10 protein-coding genes and 2 riboswitches are annotated in these 14,166 nt (G+C 24.0%); of the genes, 6 read left to right on the top strand and 4 right to left on the bottom strand.

Translation table 11 applies throughout. From position 1 onward, the window contains the following. Nucleotides 1–76: 76 nt before the first annotated feature. From Q1J60_RS02520 to Q1J60_RS02500, 5 genes are all read left to right on the top strand, one after another. Nucleotides 77–808 (top strand): GntR family transcriptional regulator, encoded by a 732-nt coding sequence (locus tag Q1J60_RS02520; RefSeq protein ID WP_300258051.1) that lies wholly within the window; start codon nucleotides 77–79, stop codon nucleotides 806–808. 336 nt (nucleotides 809–1,144) lie between these two features. Continuing rightward, nucleotides 1,145–1,228: riboswitch (cyclic di-GMP riboswitch) on the top strand. A gap of 154 nt (nucleotides 1,229–1,382) precedes the next feature. Beyond that, nucleotides 1,383–3,446: an MSCRAMM family protein gene (locus Q1J60_RS02515; protein ID WP_300258050.1), complete on the top strand. Its 2,064-nt coding sequence runs from the start codon at nucleotides 1,383–1,385 to the stop codon at nucleotides 3,444–3,446. 4 nt (nucleotides 3,447–3,450) lie between these two features. Next, a complete protein-coding gene (locus Q1J60_RS02510; protein ID WP_300258047.1) occupies nucleotides 3,451–4,983 on the top strand; it encodes a SpaH/EbpB family LPXTG-anchored major pilin in 1,533 nt (510 codons plus the stop codon). 268 nt (nucleotides 4,984–5,251) lie between these two features. Continuing rightward, complete coding sequence (locus Q1J60_RS02505; protein WP_300258044.1) at nucleotides 5,252–6,112, top strand: class C sortase; 861 nt, start codon at nucleotides 5,252–5,254, stop codon at nucleotides 6,110–6,112. Nucleotides 6,113–6,250: 138 nt separating this feature from the next. Then, nucleotides 6,251–7,162, top strand: a complete 912-nt coding sequence (locus Q1J60_RS02500; protein ID WP_300258041.1) for a polysaccharide deacetylase family protein — start codon at nucleotides 6,251–6,253, stop codon at nucleotides 7,160–7,162. A 138-nt stretch (nucleotides 7,163–7,300) separates the two neighbouring features. On the opposite strand, the gene Q1J60_RS02495 is transcribed toward Q1J60_RS02500, so the two are convergent. After that, nucleotides 7,301–7,720 (bottom strand): phage holin family protein, encoded by a 420-nt coding sequence (locus Q1J60_RS02495; protein WP_300258038.1) that lies wholly within the window; start codon nucleotides 7,718–7,720, stop codon nucleotides 7,301–7,303. Nucleotides 7,721–7,922: 202 nt separating this feature from the next. On the opposite strand from Q1J60_RS02495, the gene Q1J60_RS02490 reads away from it, so the two are divergent. Next, entirely contained in the window at nucleotides 7,923–8,312 is a 390-nt protein-coding gene (locus Q1J60_RS02490; RefSeq protein WP_300258035.1) for a ferritin family protein, read from the top strand. Between the two features lie 74 nt (nucleotides 8,313–8,386). Here Q1J60_RS02490 and Q1J60_RS02485 read toward each other — a convergent pair whose 3' ends face one another. From Q1J60_RS02485 to Q1J60_RS02475, 3 genes are all read right to left on the bottom strand, one after another. Then, nucleotides 8,387–11,650: a ZmpA/ZmpB/ZmpC family metallo-endopeptidase gene (locus tag Q1J60_RS02485; protein WP_300258032.1), complete on the bottom strand. Its 3,264-nt coding sequence runs from the start codon at nucleotides 11,648–11,650 to the stop codon at nucleotides 8,387–8,389. 236 nt (nucleotides 11,651–11,886) lie between these two features. Continuing rightward, nucleotides 11,887–11,969: riboswitch (cyclic di-GMP riboswitch) on the bottom strand. Nucleotides 11,970–12,445: 476 nt separating this feature from the next. Continuing rightward, on the bottom strand, nucleotides 12,446–13,204 hold the full coding sequence (locus Q1J60_RS02480; protein ID WP_300258029.1) for a DUF7852 domain-containing protein: 759 nt from the start codon (nucleotides 13,202–13,204) through the stop codon (nucleotides 12,446–12,448). A gap of 93 nt (nucleotides 13,205–13,297) precedes the next feature. After that, nucleotides 13,298–14,110, bottom strand: coding sequence for a hypothetical protein (locus tag Q1J60_RS02475; RefSeq protein WP_300258027.1), 813 nt, complete (start codon nucleotides 14,108–14,110; stop codon nucleotides 13,298–13,300). Between the last annotated feature and the right edge of the window lie 56 nt (nucleotides 14,111–14,166).

Raw genomic sequence — 14,166 nt, 5'->3', positions numbered from 1 at the left:
TATAATTTAAGTAAATAATACTTTGTCCTAGTACAACTTGTTTGTAACTTGTTTATTTTTAGAAAGGTGATTACAAATGGAACTATTAACTGTAAATAAGACTAAAGAACTATTGTATGTTAACGTATACGACAAACTTTTTAAAATGATCAATGAAGGAACCTTTCCTGAAAATAGTAGGCTTCCTTCTGAACCTGAACTTGCAAAAAGATTAGGTGTTAGCAGAAGCACACTTAGACAAGCTTTAGCTTTACTTCAAGATGATGGATTAATAAAAAACATTAGGGGTAAAGGAAATTATATAATTAAAGAAACTAAAACTGATACAACAGGTTTAGAAAAAATAGGACACCCTGTATATAAGTGTTTAGATGTAAAAACGAATAATATTGAATTAGACTTTAAAATAGACCCACCATCAGATTATTATAAAAAGATATTAGGAAATAGTTCTGTGGCAACTGTTTGTATTGATAGATGGTATTTAAATGATAATTTAGCTCTAGCTTATTCTTACACAATAATATCTATTGAAGCAATTTCAAAATTTAATATAGATTTATCAGATAAAACTAATTTATTGAAATTTGTTGAAAAAGAATGCTATAAAGAATGTTCAAAAATAAAAAGTACTATTAAGTTTACTACCTCTGGTAACTTTGTAACTAAAAGCCACCCTATTAAAGATGAAACACAATTTTATTTAATTGATGAATCTATATATTCCAATTCAGAATTTCCAATTATCTTTAACAAACACTATCTTCCAGTAAAACATAGCACCATAAAAATAAATCCTATGAAATAGTATTTCATAGGATTTATTTTTATCATTTTTTAATTCTTCTTTATTGTGAACTACTCACCAGTTATGTAAATAGAATAATTACTAATTATTAGTTAAATATTTCTTTTTTTAGCTATTCCAATAATTTATTTATCCCAAATAAATCAATAATTAATTTTATTAAAAACCAAATTATAATTTAATATTTATATAAATAAAATCAATTATATAGTTATTCATTTTCTTTATATCTATATTTTTTGTATTGACAAAAAAAAAATTATATTATAGTATATTTAAGGCAATTCAATTGTTAAAATTTTATTAAAAACATTAAAACAAACAACAAAAAAATAATAAATCCATAGTAAACATTGATATATATTCTGTATTTGGGCATCTTGAATATATTGAGTTAGTGATGCAACCGACTATTTTTTATAAGAATTCTTATAAAATTAGTCGGTTTTTTTATTTAATTATTACAATACTATGAAATTAATGGAGGTGTGTTAAGATTAAAAATATAAAAACATACAGATTTTCAATACTTTTAATAGTTATTATTTCAATTTTAATAAATATAATAACACCTGTGAAAAATGTTTTATGTGCCTCTCAATCTTCAGAACAAGCCAATGGTGCTGTTAAACTTACTAGTGTAACTTTTGATAATTCTGAAAATACAACCGTTATGGATGGTATTACTAATACCTTGAGAATAGATTATCAAATTATAGATAAAAACAAGTTACATGCTGGAGATACTATAACAATACAATTACCAGATATATTTAAAGATATAACTCCAGATTATCCCAAAAAACATTTTTCTGATTGTGTAGTTAATGGGAACTTATTAACTTTAACTTTCAAAAATAATATTGGAGATAAAACAAGATTACAAGGATATATTGTTATTTCTCTAACTGGAAATAGCAATATAAAAAACAAAGAATATCCAATAACTATAAATTTATATGATACAACTAAAACTATTTATGTTAGTGGTAAAGAACGAAGTGGAGATACATCTCAAACCTCTCCTATTATGTATAAAGGTGCATTCTTATCTCGTGATTCAAGTGGCTTAGGAATAATATCTAATATGAAGGATAATATAAAATACTATGTCGAAATAAATAGAGATAAAAGGCCTGACCTTAAAAACTCTATTTTTCTTGATAATATTCCCAAAGGAATGGAGCTTTTAATTGACAGCATACATTTAACAAAAATTGATTATTATGATCAAAGAACTGATGTAACTAAAGAATTCTTTGATTCTGGAAAAATAAAAGCTACTAAAAATTCTATAAAGATAGATTTTGGAATGATAAATTATGAACAGTATTCCTTAAGATATTCTACAAAAATTGTATCTACAGAAGCTAAGTACACTAACTCAGCTCATTTTTATTACAACAATTCTAAATATGATACTGATTACACAGCAAAACCTAGTTCAAAATCTGGAGCTATAGATGTAATTAAAAGTGTAAGTAAAACAGTTATTAATAATAATGGAGATCAAAATATACAATACAAAATAAAATTTGATTCAGATGGATACTTTGCTAAAGGAAGTATGCACATTAGAGATCCATTAGACCCTAGGCTATCAGATATTAAAATATCACAAACAGGTCATTTTTCAATAAAGTATGATAAAACAACTAATGAAATTAATATTGTAAATGATAAAAATGATATTCAAAAAGGTGAAGATGCATATATAACAATAGATGCTAGCATGAAAAATATTAAACCAGGTGAATCTGTTTCAAATATAGCTTATGTAAATGAAATTCCTACTAACGAGGTTATTACTAAAAAAACACCAGAAGTAAGTATAAAAAAGATTGCTGCTGGAGATAAAGATGAACGAATACTTTCTGGAGCAGTATTTAAGCTAACTACTTATGATAATAAACCTGTAATTGATGTGTACGGAAAGCAAATAGACGAAATTACAACAATTTCAAATAAACCAATAAGCTTAGAATTACCTTATGGCCATTATAAGTTAATTGAAAAAACACCTCCAAATGGATATAAATTAAATAAAAATCCAAAGTATTTTTTAGTAAATGATAGTAGTAAGGTAGTTACTGTTATTTTTGAAGATGAATCGCTTCCACCTCAATGCGATTTAATGATTAAAAAAGTTAATGAAAATAATATTCCTCTTTTAGGTGCTGAATTTAAATTAGTAAAACAAGATGATTCTGAAAATGCTTTAAAATTTATTTCTAAACAAAATAAAAATAATTATGAAATAAATAATAACGGAACTATATGTCTAAAACCTATTGGTGAAGATTCTTATTTTTCAATTAATAACTTACCTTATGGCAATTACATACTAAAAGAAATCAAATCACCTAATGGATATAAATTAAGTCCTGATATTTATATAACTTTAACATCTAAAGAAAGCTTTTATAAAGTAGGTAAAGAAGGACAAGTATTACCTTTAATTAAGAATACAAAAACAAATTCATATAGTATTACAGTAAAGGACATGCCTAGAATAATATTGCCTGAAACTGGTGCTAGTGGAACTTTTAAATTTTACTTAATAGGAAATTTATTATTAGTAATTACAGTAATTTTACTAGCTAGTAATAAATTAATTATAAGAAATAAGGAGAATTAATGAAATGAATAATAGAATTTTTAAATTTAGTATTTTTATGTCATGCTTATTTATTTTTATGGCATTATCAATACCAGTATTTGCAACAACGCCAACTCTTGGTGAAAACCATCCAACTGAAGGAAGTGTAACAATAAATAAAAATGGATCTACTTTTACTGCCTATGAAGTATTAAGTGCAACTCAAAGTGGAGATGCTTATGAATATACGCCAACAAATGAATTTAAAAAGTTTTTCAATAATCCCAATTATACTATGAATTCAAAAGATACAACTTCTGTTTATACTGTGGATAATCTACAAAAATTAACAACAGATCAAGTAAAAGATTTAGCTACTAATATACATAAATATGTTCTTGATAATTCCATAAAAGGTATATCTTTGTTAAATGGACAAAAAACAACTGTTAACTTAGGATATTATTTAGTAACTGAAACATCAAAAGATTCTTCTGACGCTATGGTTGCTTCTACTCCTATACTAGTATCAGTACCACAAGTTTTAAATAAAACTTGGAATTACAATCTAACTATTAATCCTAAAGATAATAAGCCAACTTTAGAAAAAAATATAATTGAAAATGGTAAAAAAGTTAAAACTTCTTCAGCAAATATTGGGGATGTTATAAAATATGAAGTTAATTCAGTTATACCAGCATATCAATCAAATGCAACAGGTATAAAATACATATTTACAGATACTATGAGTAAAGGCTTAACATATGATGAAAATACTGGATTTAATATTACTTCTGGTGATAAAACTTTTGTAAATGGTACTGATTATAATGTATCAACAACAAAAGATTCTACTGGAAAAACTATTATAACTATAGAATTTAAATATGATAATATAAAAGAATATGCTACTAAAGGCTTAACTTTACACTATCAAGCTACTTTAAATGAAAATGCTTTAATTAGTACAAAAGATAATGGTGGTAACCCTAACGATATTGACTTAGAATATACAAACAACCCTTATGTTAAAGATAGTTATAAACATTTAAAAGACCATGTTACTACTTACACTTGGGGATTTGCAATAAAAAAAGTTGATTCAGATGATACTAATAAAACTTTACAAGGTGCTGAGTTTGCATTAACTCCTTCTAAAAAAAATGTAATAACTGATTCAAATGGTATAGCTTCATTTAAAGGATTAAAAGAAGGAACTTATTACATTAAAGAGTTAAGCTCTCCAAAAGGATACAGTTTACTAAAAGATCCAATCGAAGTAACAATTACACCTAAAAAAGACTCTACTGGTAATTATACTGGTTCAGCAATTATAAATATATCTAATAATAATAAAGCTGGATATATACTGAATAATCCTTATGAAACTAATGGAAATGATTTATTTACTGTTCAAATTACAAACCATGCTGGATTCTCAATTCCAAGAACTGGAGGAGTTGGAACAATAGGATTTGTAAAAATAGCCATCACTTTATTAAGTTTAGTTTGTGTTTTAGGTATGTTAGGATTATTATATTTAAAATTAGAAAATAAAAAAGCTTCTAAAAACTAAAATATATTATACTTGCTCTACAAAGTGAACTATTCAAAAATTATATAATTAAATAACTACTAAAAACTTCTTTTTTAAAGTAAAATTAATTATATATAATTTTTTACTTAAAAGAAGTTTTTTTTATGAATAAATATTTATTTTATATTTTTAATACCTGAAATATACGTATAAATCTCTGTTTAAAATGGATGTTAGTTACTAAAACAAAGTTAATATAAAAAAAGGAGGTGAATTTCATAGTAATTTTATTGCTATGAATAATTATTTGAAAAAACTAAAAAAATTATATTTTTTCACTTTAATTTTAATTACATTAGTTGCCTTAGGATTTTTAATCTATCCCATACTTTCTAACTATATAAATAATAAATTTGCTGTTTCTACAATTTCTGAATACAATAAAAAAATAAATTCTATTAGTAATGATGAGATTGATGATTTAACGCAAAAATTAAATAAATATAATAATGATTTATTTAATGGAACTGCTCCTAATAAATTACCTTCAAGCTTAAATATTAAAAATGGAAGTCTTTTAGGATATATAGAAATTCCTAGCATAAATATAAACTTACCTGTATATTTTGGAACTTCATCTGATGATTTAAAAAAAGGAGTTGGAATGTTAGAAGGAACATCTTTCCCAATTGGTGGTGAAAATACTCATTCTGTTTTGGCTGCTCACACTGGTTTAACAACACAAAAATTATTTACAGACATAGACAAATTAAAAAAAGGTGATGTGTTCACTTTACATATTTTCAAAAATAATCTTGAATATAAAGTAAATCAAATTAAAATAGTATCTCCAGATCAAATTAATGATTTAAAAATAGTTGATGGAAAAGATTATGTTACATTATTAACTTGTTATCCTTATGGAGTAAATACAGAGCGTTTATTAGTAAGAGGAGAAAGAACTACATTAAATTCAAATGATAAAAATTTAGATGATAAAAATTTAAATGATAAAAATCAAATCGAAAATAATATTAAAAAAACTACAGAAACATTTAATCATATAAATATTAATCTTCTAATAACACTAATAATATTATTTATAATATTATTATTTTTAATAATATTATTTTTAATAATGAAATTTAAATCTAGAAGCAAATCTTAAATTTATAAAAATTATATTTATACAATTGTTTAAATAAATTCTAAAAATTATGGCAATAATAAAATAGCCTAAATTTCAAATTTTTTATGTTATACTAAATTATTATAAACATAATTTAGTAGTAAGGAGATTTAAGAGATGATAAAAATAAAACACAAAGGATTTTTAATAGCTTTAGCTTCTGCCTTAATCATAAGCTCATCTTTTATAGCTTGTGACAAAAAATTTAACAAAAGCAATGTAGAAAGTGAAAAAGCTAATTTAGAAAATAACACAAAAAAAGAATCTACTTCTAGCAATAAGGAAAATACTAAAGAATCAAATAATGATTCAAATGTTGAAAGTTCTAAAAATAGATTTGAAGGAATAGAAACTACTTCTGAAGATATGAATATTCCTGTTTTATGTTACCATGATGTAACACCAAATAACCCTGATAATAATGATCTTTTAATAAATCCTGAAAAATTCAAAGAGCAACTTCAATATTTAAAGGATAATAATTATACTCCTATAACTTTAGATGAGTTTTACGATTATCTAAGGAATAATAAGCCTATTCCTAAAAAGCCTGTTGTTATAACTTTTGATGATGGATATACAGGTAACTATAAATATGCTTATCCTTTGCTAAAAGAATTCAAATTTCCTGCTACAATATTTGTAATTTCAAATTATGTTGGAGCACCTGATTTTATGACTGCTGATCAGTTAAAAGAGATGTCTAATAACGGCATAGAAATAGAAAGCCACACTTTTAAACATGATGACTTATCTATATTAGATGAAGCTAATCAAATTGAAACTCTAAAAAATTCTAAAGTAAATTTAGAAAAAATAATAGGAAAGCCAGTAGATTTTATTTCTTATCCTTTTGGAAGATACAATTCTAGCACTAGAGTAGCAACTGAAAAAGCTGGGTATAAATTAGGTTTTAATTTAAATGGAAACTTTGCTGACAGAAAAGATAATAATTTCAACATGGATAGAATTTATGTTAGTAATAATGATTCCTTAAAAAAATTTGAAAGCAGACTAACTGGTAAATAAGTATAAAACTAAGCTGTATAAAACAAACCATAGATAAAACTTACAATTATTATAAATAGAAAATATTAATAAATCGTTAGTGATTTTAATAATTATCTAAATCTATTTACAAGTTTTATATTTAAAATTTTATACAGCTTATAAAAATAACTTATTTGATTTTTTTTTATTATCTAACTGCTTTAAAGCTTCTTTCAACTTTTCTGGTATAGGCACTCCTAAAGATGCACAGTTTGTTAATATACTTGTTCCCTCTTTTATTATATAGAAATAACTTATTAACCCTTTAAACATCCAAGTTCCATCACTTATCAATCTATCTAGCATAACACCAACTAAAAGAACTACTAATATAAGACATTTCTTAATTATTCCTTTTAATGCTATCCTTAAACAGAATTTTTTATTTTTACATCCATTAATTACTCCAGTTAAATAGTCTAAAAAAATAAATACTAATAAAGTGATTAGTGGAGTATCTAAATCACCAAATATCCAAATGAATAAATTTTGTAAAGCTACTCCCAAAGAATTTACATAACTTATTATATTCTCCATAAAATCATTCTCCTGAAACTTAATTAAATATTTATTATTTGCTTTAATATATATTATTTAGAAATCTCTATAATTGTACTTATTTCTAAAAAAATTATTTGACATATAATTATAAAAAGTTTAAAATAAGTTTAACCAATTAAATTGTATAAAATTAAATTTATAAAAATTAATAAATTAAATTATTTAGGAGGATTTTATTATGAAACAAAACGGAAATGAAATGTTATTAAAATTACAACAAGGAGAATTAGATGCAGTTCTTGTTTATAAAAAACTTGCTGAACTTGCTAGCTCTGAAGGAGAAAAAAATATTTTATTAAGCATAGCCGCAGATGAAGGAAGACATGCCTCAATAATAAGAGAATATTCAAAAGAAATTTTAAAACCTTGCAAAAAATCATCTGAAGAAATAGAAGCTGCTTATAAAAATTTAGGTAAAGAAAAAGTTTTTGAAATGCTTATAAATGCTGAAATTAATGGTGGTCCAGTATATGAAAAGCTTGGAGAAGAATTCCCTAGATTTAAAGAAATAGCTAAAGATGAAATAAAACATGGTAATTTATTAAAAGAATTAATAAATAAAAATTAATAAACAAAGAAGATGTATCAAAATTATTAAATTAATCATTTTGATTACATCTTCTTTTTTGAATGATATTTTCTCTATTTATTTATTCTAATTGTTGTTGCAATGCTACTTGCTAATAAATTATCATTTGCTTGTCCTTCTTGATTCACAATAGTTAAATCAGATACATAAGAATTTCTAATATTTTTAAATAGTGGTGCTTTAGCTCCACTTATCTTATGATTATTTCCTTCTATCTTTCCAATAAATGTTTGATTAATATAAAAGTCAGTTACATCAATTCCTTCTAATGAAATATCATTATCCAAAACATAAAATCCATTTGGATTTTCTTTAATTTTAGCAATTAGGTCTTGTCCTGTTTTTATATGTGTGATAGTTCTTGTTGAATCATCCCCTGATACAGATTGACTAAACTCATTTGTTATACGTTGTAAATAACGGAATATATTTTCACGTGCATCTTTAATATTATTTAAGGAATTGTTTCCATTTGAAGCTCCACTATCAATTGAATTTCCTGGATTAATCATTGACTTTTTAAAATATTCAATTAATGCTTTTTCATCAAAATAGCTATTTGTCATTTGATTCATGTCTTTTATTAAAGATTCAATTTCTTTATTTTTATTTTTGCGATATGATTCAAATGTTAAATTTGGATCATTAAACTTCTTTCTATAAAATGCTAAATCTCCACTATTAGCCACATTACTTAAGTATTCTGTTGTTCCATCTGTATATCCAAAGTATCCTCCCAACTCAAATGCATTTCGTCTAAAGATTTGAGCATTCGGCGAACCATTGTCATTATATGGAATATACCATGTTGTATAACGTACACGATCTAACTGATATGCTCCAAAATCATTAACACCAACTTTATTTTGAGATGAAAGATCATATCTATGCCCTGGACGAATAGTTAACTGATTATTCCATAAATCATCTAGAGTTTTTAAATTCATATTTTGTAAATCCTGTTCACTAACTCTACTCCATGTACTTGTAGAAGAATTTCCTATATATGAGTGTTTTAAGACAATCTTAGCTTGTTGACTAGGTGTCAACTCTAAAAAGGCTTTTCCTTGAAGATAGTCAAGAATATATAATGTATCAAAAACTTCTTTGTAATAACTCTTAAATTTTTCTTGTGTATTAATACGTTCTGGAGTTAAATTTGAAAGTACATCACTTGATCTATCATAATTTCTCATTAAGTTCATATTATAATCAACAGATGCTTGATTGGCAAATCCATTGTTGTAATCTTCTCCTCCTCTTCCAGAACGGAATCCTCTGCCTTCTAACCAAATCCAATAATCTGTAGCATGTCCTAACTCGTGAATTAATTCTTTTTCATTACCTATAATAGAAATATTATTAAAGAAAATATAATCTACATTATACCCTCCACGTCTTATAGTTACAGCAGCTCCATGGGGGTTACTTATTAAACATTCTAAAGGCTTATAAAACTGTGAAAAAACAGGTTGATTACGATCTAGTTTGTTTGAACGATCAATAATTGTAAATTTACTTTCATTAATAGCCTTAGTTGCATGAGAAGAAAGAGTAGTATAATTATCAAATATATTTCTTATATTTTCACAAATACCTTGCAATTGATCTTTCTTTTTCTCACGCCAAGCTTCATTAGAAACTTCTTCTGCACTTCCATAATTCCTTAAATTCCCATAAATTAATGAAGTTGGTGCAGAAGCTATATATAATGAATTATCTGCTTTATATGATAATACTGGTAAAATCATTTGTTGATCTCTAAAATATGTATTACTTTTTATTTTAGACCATACTGTAGAATTAATATTATTATTCTTAGATTTTACATCTACAATTATTCCATTTTTAAAATTATCAATAATCCAATCATCTACATTACGATATCCAGCATACTCACTAATAAAATATTCTAAAAAACTAGCTATGTCAGAAAATCCAGTAAATTTAGAAATTCTACTTTTATATAATACAGGTGTATTATTTCCTTTACGACCATTTGAATCTGTATTTAAACAAATTTCAGAAACTAACCCTGATGGATTTTTTGCTGATTTTAAAACAGAATTATCAAATAGTACAACATCTCTAATATTTATATCTGCAATTTCAAAGTCATACCATTTATCTATATAATTATAAACATATAAAAAATCTTTTAATGAATCATTATCTAATAACATATTTTTAATAATATTATTTGATAATTGTGTATCCATATTAATTGGGTATTCATCTTGATTGCTAAACATTGATAATATAACTTGTTTCATCTCTTGCTTTACAATTGAATTAAAGTTATCTTTATATAAACTAACTACACTACCAGCATCATTTCCCTTTACCCTTGTAGCAATATCTTTATCATATTCTAGTGATAAAGCCGTATTTAATATATTATTAAATTGATTAGATTCTGTTTTTACAATAAACTTATCATAGTTATAATGTATGTTTAACTGAGGAATAGAATATGATGCAATATTATTTCTTGTATTAATATAGTTTATATTATATTCTACAGGTGATGAATCGTTTTCATCAAACTTAATATGAATTTTATTGACTTTAGCTGCTTGTTCCTCATTAATTCCAACAATTCTTTTTCCTGATTCATCTAATGGATAAACAGATAAAATTTTATGAGTATTTAACTCATTATCTTTTGATAAATTATTTCCTTCTTTTACGATAATTGAACAATCATAAAATGGCATTAATTTACGTAAGTTTTCATAGGCAATTTTCATTTCAGCATTATAATTGTCAACTGATATAAACTCATCATTATCAGTAAATTCCTTACTTGTTAAATAATCTGTCTTCACATTCCCATTTTCTGATTTACTGCCATAATTAACATAAGCATAATCTAGTTTTTCTCCATTTATATAAGTTTTATAATCTTGCAAATCTAATTTAAATCCAACTGACTGATTTAATTCTACAACATCTAAAACTTTACTCCATATATTAGGTTGATTCTTAAACTCAACATAAACCAAATAAGAATCTGGATTAGCTTTTAGTTTTTCCTTCATTGAATTAAAATCAAAATCAGAAACTTTTTCATGCTCTCCTTGATCATTTAAAGTATATAAAGTTACCATACTTGGATTTTTCATTTCAAATTTAATATTTTTTTCTTCATCACTTGGATTTACTGTACTTATTGTAGACTTTAATGTGTTATCTTGTAATTGACTTTCTTTCTTCACTTTTATTGAACTATCTTGTATAGTCTCTGCTTTAATAGATGTTATAGTTCCACATGTAACATAAGTAAAAATCAAAAAAATTATACTAGCTTTTTTCAAAAATATCATCCTTTCCTTATATCTATATATTTAGTTAGTGCTTAAAATAAAAATTATACATTTTATTACTTTAAATCAAATTAATACCTTAATTTGATTTATATTCCAATATAAACATACAAAAAAACTACTCAAAAAGAGTAGCTTTTATATACTTAATGAATTCAATATTCCTTATACAATATAAGCAATATTAATAATTGATTAAGCTTTAAAACAAAAAGTATAATGTACTCTTTGGCAACTGGCTGACATAGTTATTACCTTAGTCCCTATAGCTTTGCGTCCTTAAGTTTCCTTAAGTTTGCCTATTTAATTTTAATTTATTAAAATTTTACTATAATTTAATTTAACTTTCAATATATTTTTATTATTTTACACATTTCATAAATAATAATACTTATATTTATTAATACAATAAATACTATCTAAAATATTTGTACACTAATATAAATAAAGTAATATTTCATAGTTATTAACCGTTACAGCATACAAATACTTATATAAAACTTATGCTATTAATTTAAATTGCTGTATCCAAAAAAATTTATACATTTAAGAAAAAATAACTAAAAAATATAAAATAGATAAAGATATTTTTTATAAGAATCTAATAGCATAATTTAGAATAACTAAACATTTTTTCTATTTACCATATAATTTTTTATTTATACTATTAAAAATTTCTTTCAACTATAAAAAAGAAGGCTTAATCAAAATGATTAAATTTAATCATTTTGATACACCTCCTTGGATAATATAAATTTTAAAATTTAGGATTTATTAACTGGTCTATTAACAATTATTACTATTTTTTTCATTTGAATCTTTACTTAGAAGTTGAAGTTGGAATATAGAAATTACTAAATTAAGATTTAATTTTTCTACTACAGTATCAAATAATTCTTCGTTAGTACAAGAACAGTTTGTTTTACTTATAACAGCTTCATTAATGGTATAACTATTTAATTCACAAGAGAAAGGTTCTTGCAATTCAACTGATTGAGAGAATAATCTTTCACAATCAGATTCGCTCATTGTACCCTTATCACATGGTTTCATACAATCTTTTAATAAAGCTCTTTCTTCTGAACTTACACTATCAACTATCTTTGCACCAGTCAAATTTATTGGAACAGAAAAATTAAAGTTAATTTTTGCTGTTAAATCTTTATATTCATTTCTCATAGCAACACAATGATCACAACAATCAGAAGGATTTTGATTAGAACTTGGAGTTGCATATTGAACATTTTTTAAAATATATCCTTCAACAAAAAGTTGACCACTTGTTGTTTCTGAATCTACTGAAATTGGTACTATATAACATTGAGTTAAAACTAACCTTCTATTTATTCCTTTTATACTATAAAATCCTTCAGGAATTGTAATTGAATCAGTTAATGGATGATTTATAGTGACATTTGCTACATTAGTAAGAATTTTATAACAACCTCTAGTTTCACTAGAAGTAGAAGTTGTATCAAAATTATCAACATTTACAGATATATCATCAGCACATACAGGGAAATTTTTTTCACAACATGAACTCATTTTTTCCACCTCATAACATAAAATTTTAATTATTGACTTTATGTTATATATTATTATCTTTTATTTAAAAATGTTCTATTTTTTTATCTTAAATTATAAAAAATCATAAATTTCAATCGAATAATTAACTATTATGGATAATTGAAAGATTTTATGCAAATAAATACAGTCTTCTATAACTTCTATATCTCTAGCCTTCACATCAGTAGTAAAGTTACTCTTTTTTAAAACTATATTTGATTCATTAAAATATAGTTTATTCCCCTTAACTGGAGAGTTTAAAGTAACATGTATTGAGCTATTGAATGGAATTCTTATAATATAGTTGTTAATCTTAGATATAAGAGGTATTTTTTTGTTTTCTGGTATTGGATATGTTAAGTCGATTTCTATATAACCATTTATAAACAAGAATCCAGAACTTCTACTAGTTGAATCTAAAATTAAAGAAATCGAACACAATTTAAGACTATTTTTTATTGAGTTTATAGAAGTAATATGTTTAGGAAATTCTATATCCCCTTTAAATATTTCAATTATAGAAAATATACCAAAACAAATTGGCACTTTATTTGTTTTAGAATTATATTTTAATATATTAAAATTAGATTTATGTTCTAAAAAGTTATTATTTATATTTTTTAAATAAGTAGAATTTTTTAGATGTATAATTGATATTTTTAAATTATTTTCATATAAATTACTCTTATTTCTCATTTTTATTAGATTATATCTTTGATTAAATCTTTTTATATTTAGTTTACTATTACTACTACAATTAGATTTGCTAGTTATTAAAATAATACATTGACAAAATAAAAAGCTAATCAATATTTTTCTAAATTTTATTGATAATAAGTCTTTGCAATATAAAATAAATATAGAAAATACATAATTTAAATTCATTTAATTTAACCTCAACCATTGTTTATTTAATACATATTTTTGATTATGAAAAAATA

This window comes from Clostridium sp. (genome assembly GCF_029258205.1).
In the GTDB taxonomy this organism is placed as follows: Bacteria; Bacillota; Clostridia; order Clostridiales; family Clostridiaceae; genus Sarcina.
This window is presented reverse-complemented; position numbering and strand designations above follow the sequence as displayed.

Bases quoted from the DNA above. Each gene is read 5' to 3' on its own strand.
- Q1J60_RS02520 (WP_300258051.1), top strand. From the start codon at position 77: ATGGAACTATTAACTGTAAATAAGACTAAAGAACTATTGTATGTTAAC.
- Q1J60_RS02510 (WP_300258047.1), top strand. From the start codon at position 3,451: ATGAATAATAGAATTTTTAAATTTAGTATTTTTATGTCATGCTTATTT.
- Q1J60_RS02500 (WP_300258041.1), top strand. From the start codon at position 6,251: ATGATAAAAATAAAACACAAAGGATTTTTAATAGCTTTAGCTTCTGCC.
- Q1J60_RS02495 (WP_300258038.1), bottom strand. From the start codon at position 7,720: ATGGAGAATATAATAAGTTATGTAAATTCTTTGGGAGTAGCTTTACAA.
- Q1J60_RS02490 (WP_300258035.1), top strand. From the start codon at position 7,923: ATGAAACAAAACGGAAATGAAATGTTATTAAAATTACAACAAGGAGAA.
- Q1J60_RS02480 (WP_300258029.1), bottom strand. From the start codon at position 13,204: ATGAGTTCATGTTGTGAAAAAAATTTCCCTGTATGTGCTGATGATATA.
- Q1J60_RS02475 (WP_300258027.1), bottom strand. From the start codon at position 14,110: ATGAATTTAAATTATGTATTTTCTATATTTATTTTATATTGCAAAGAC.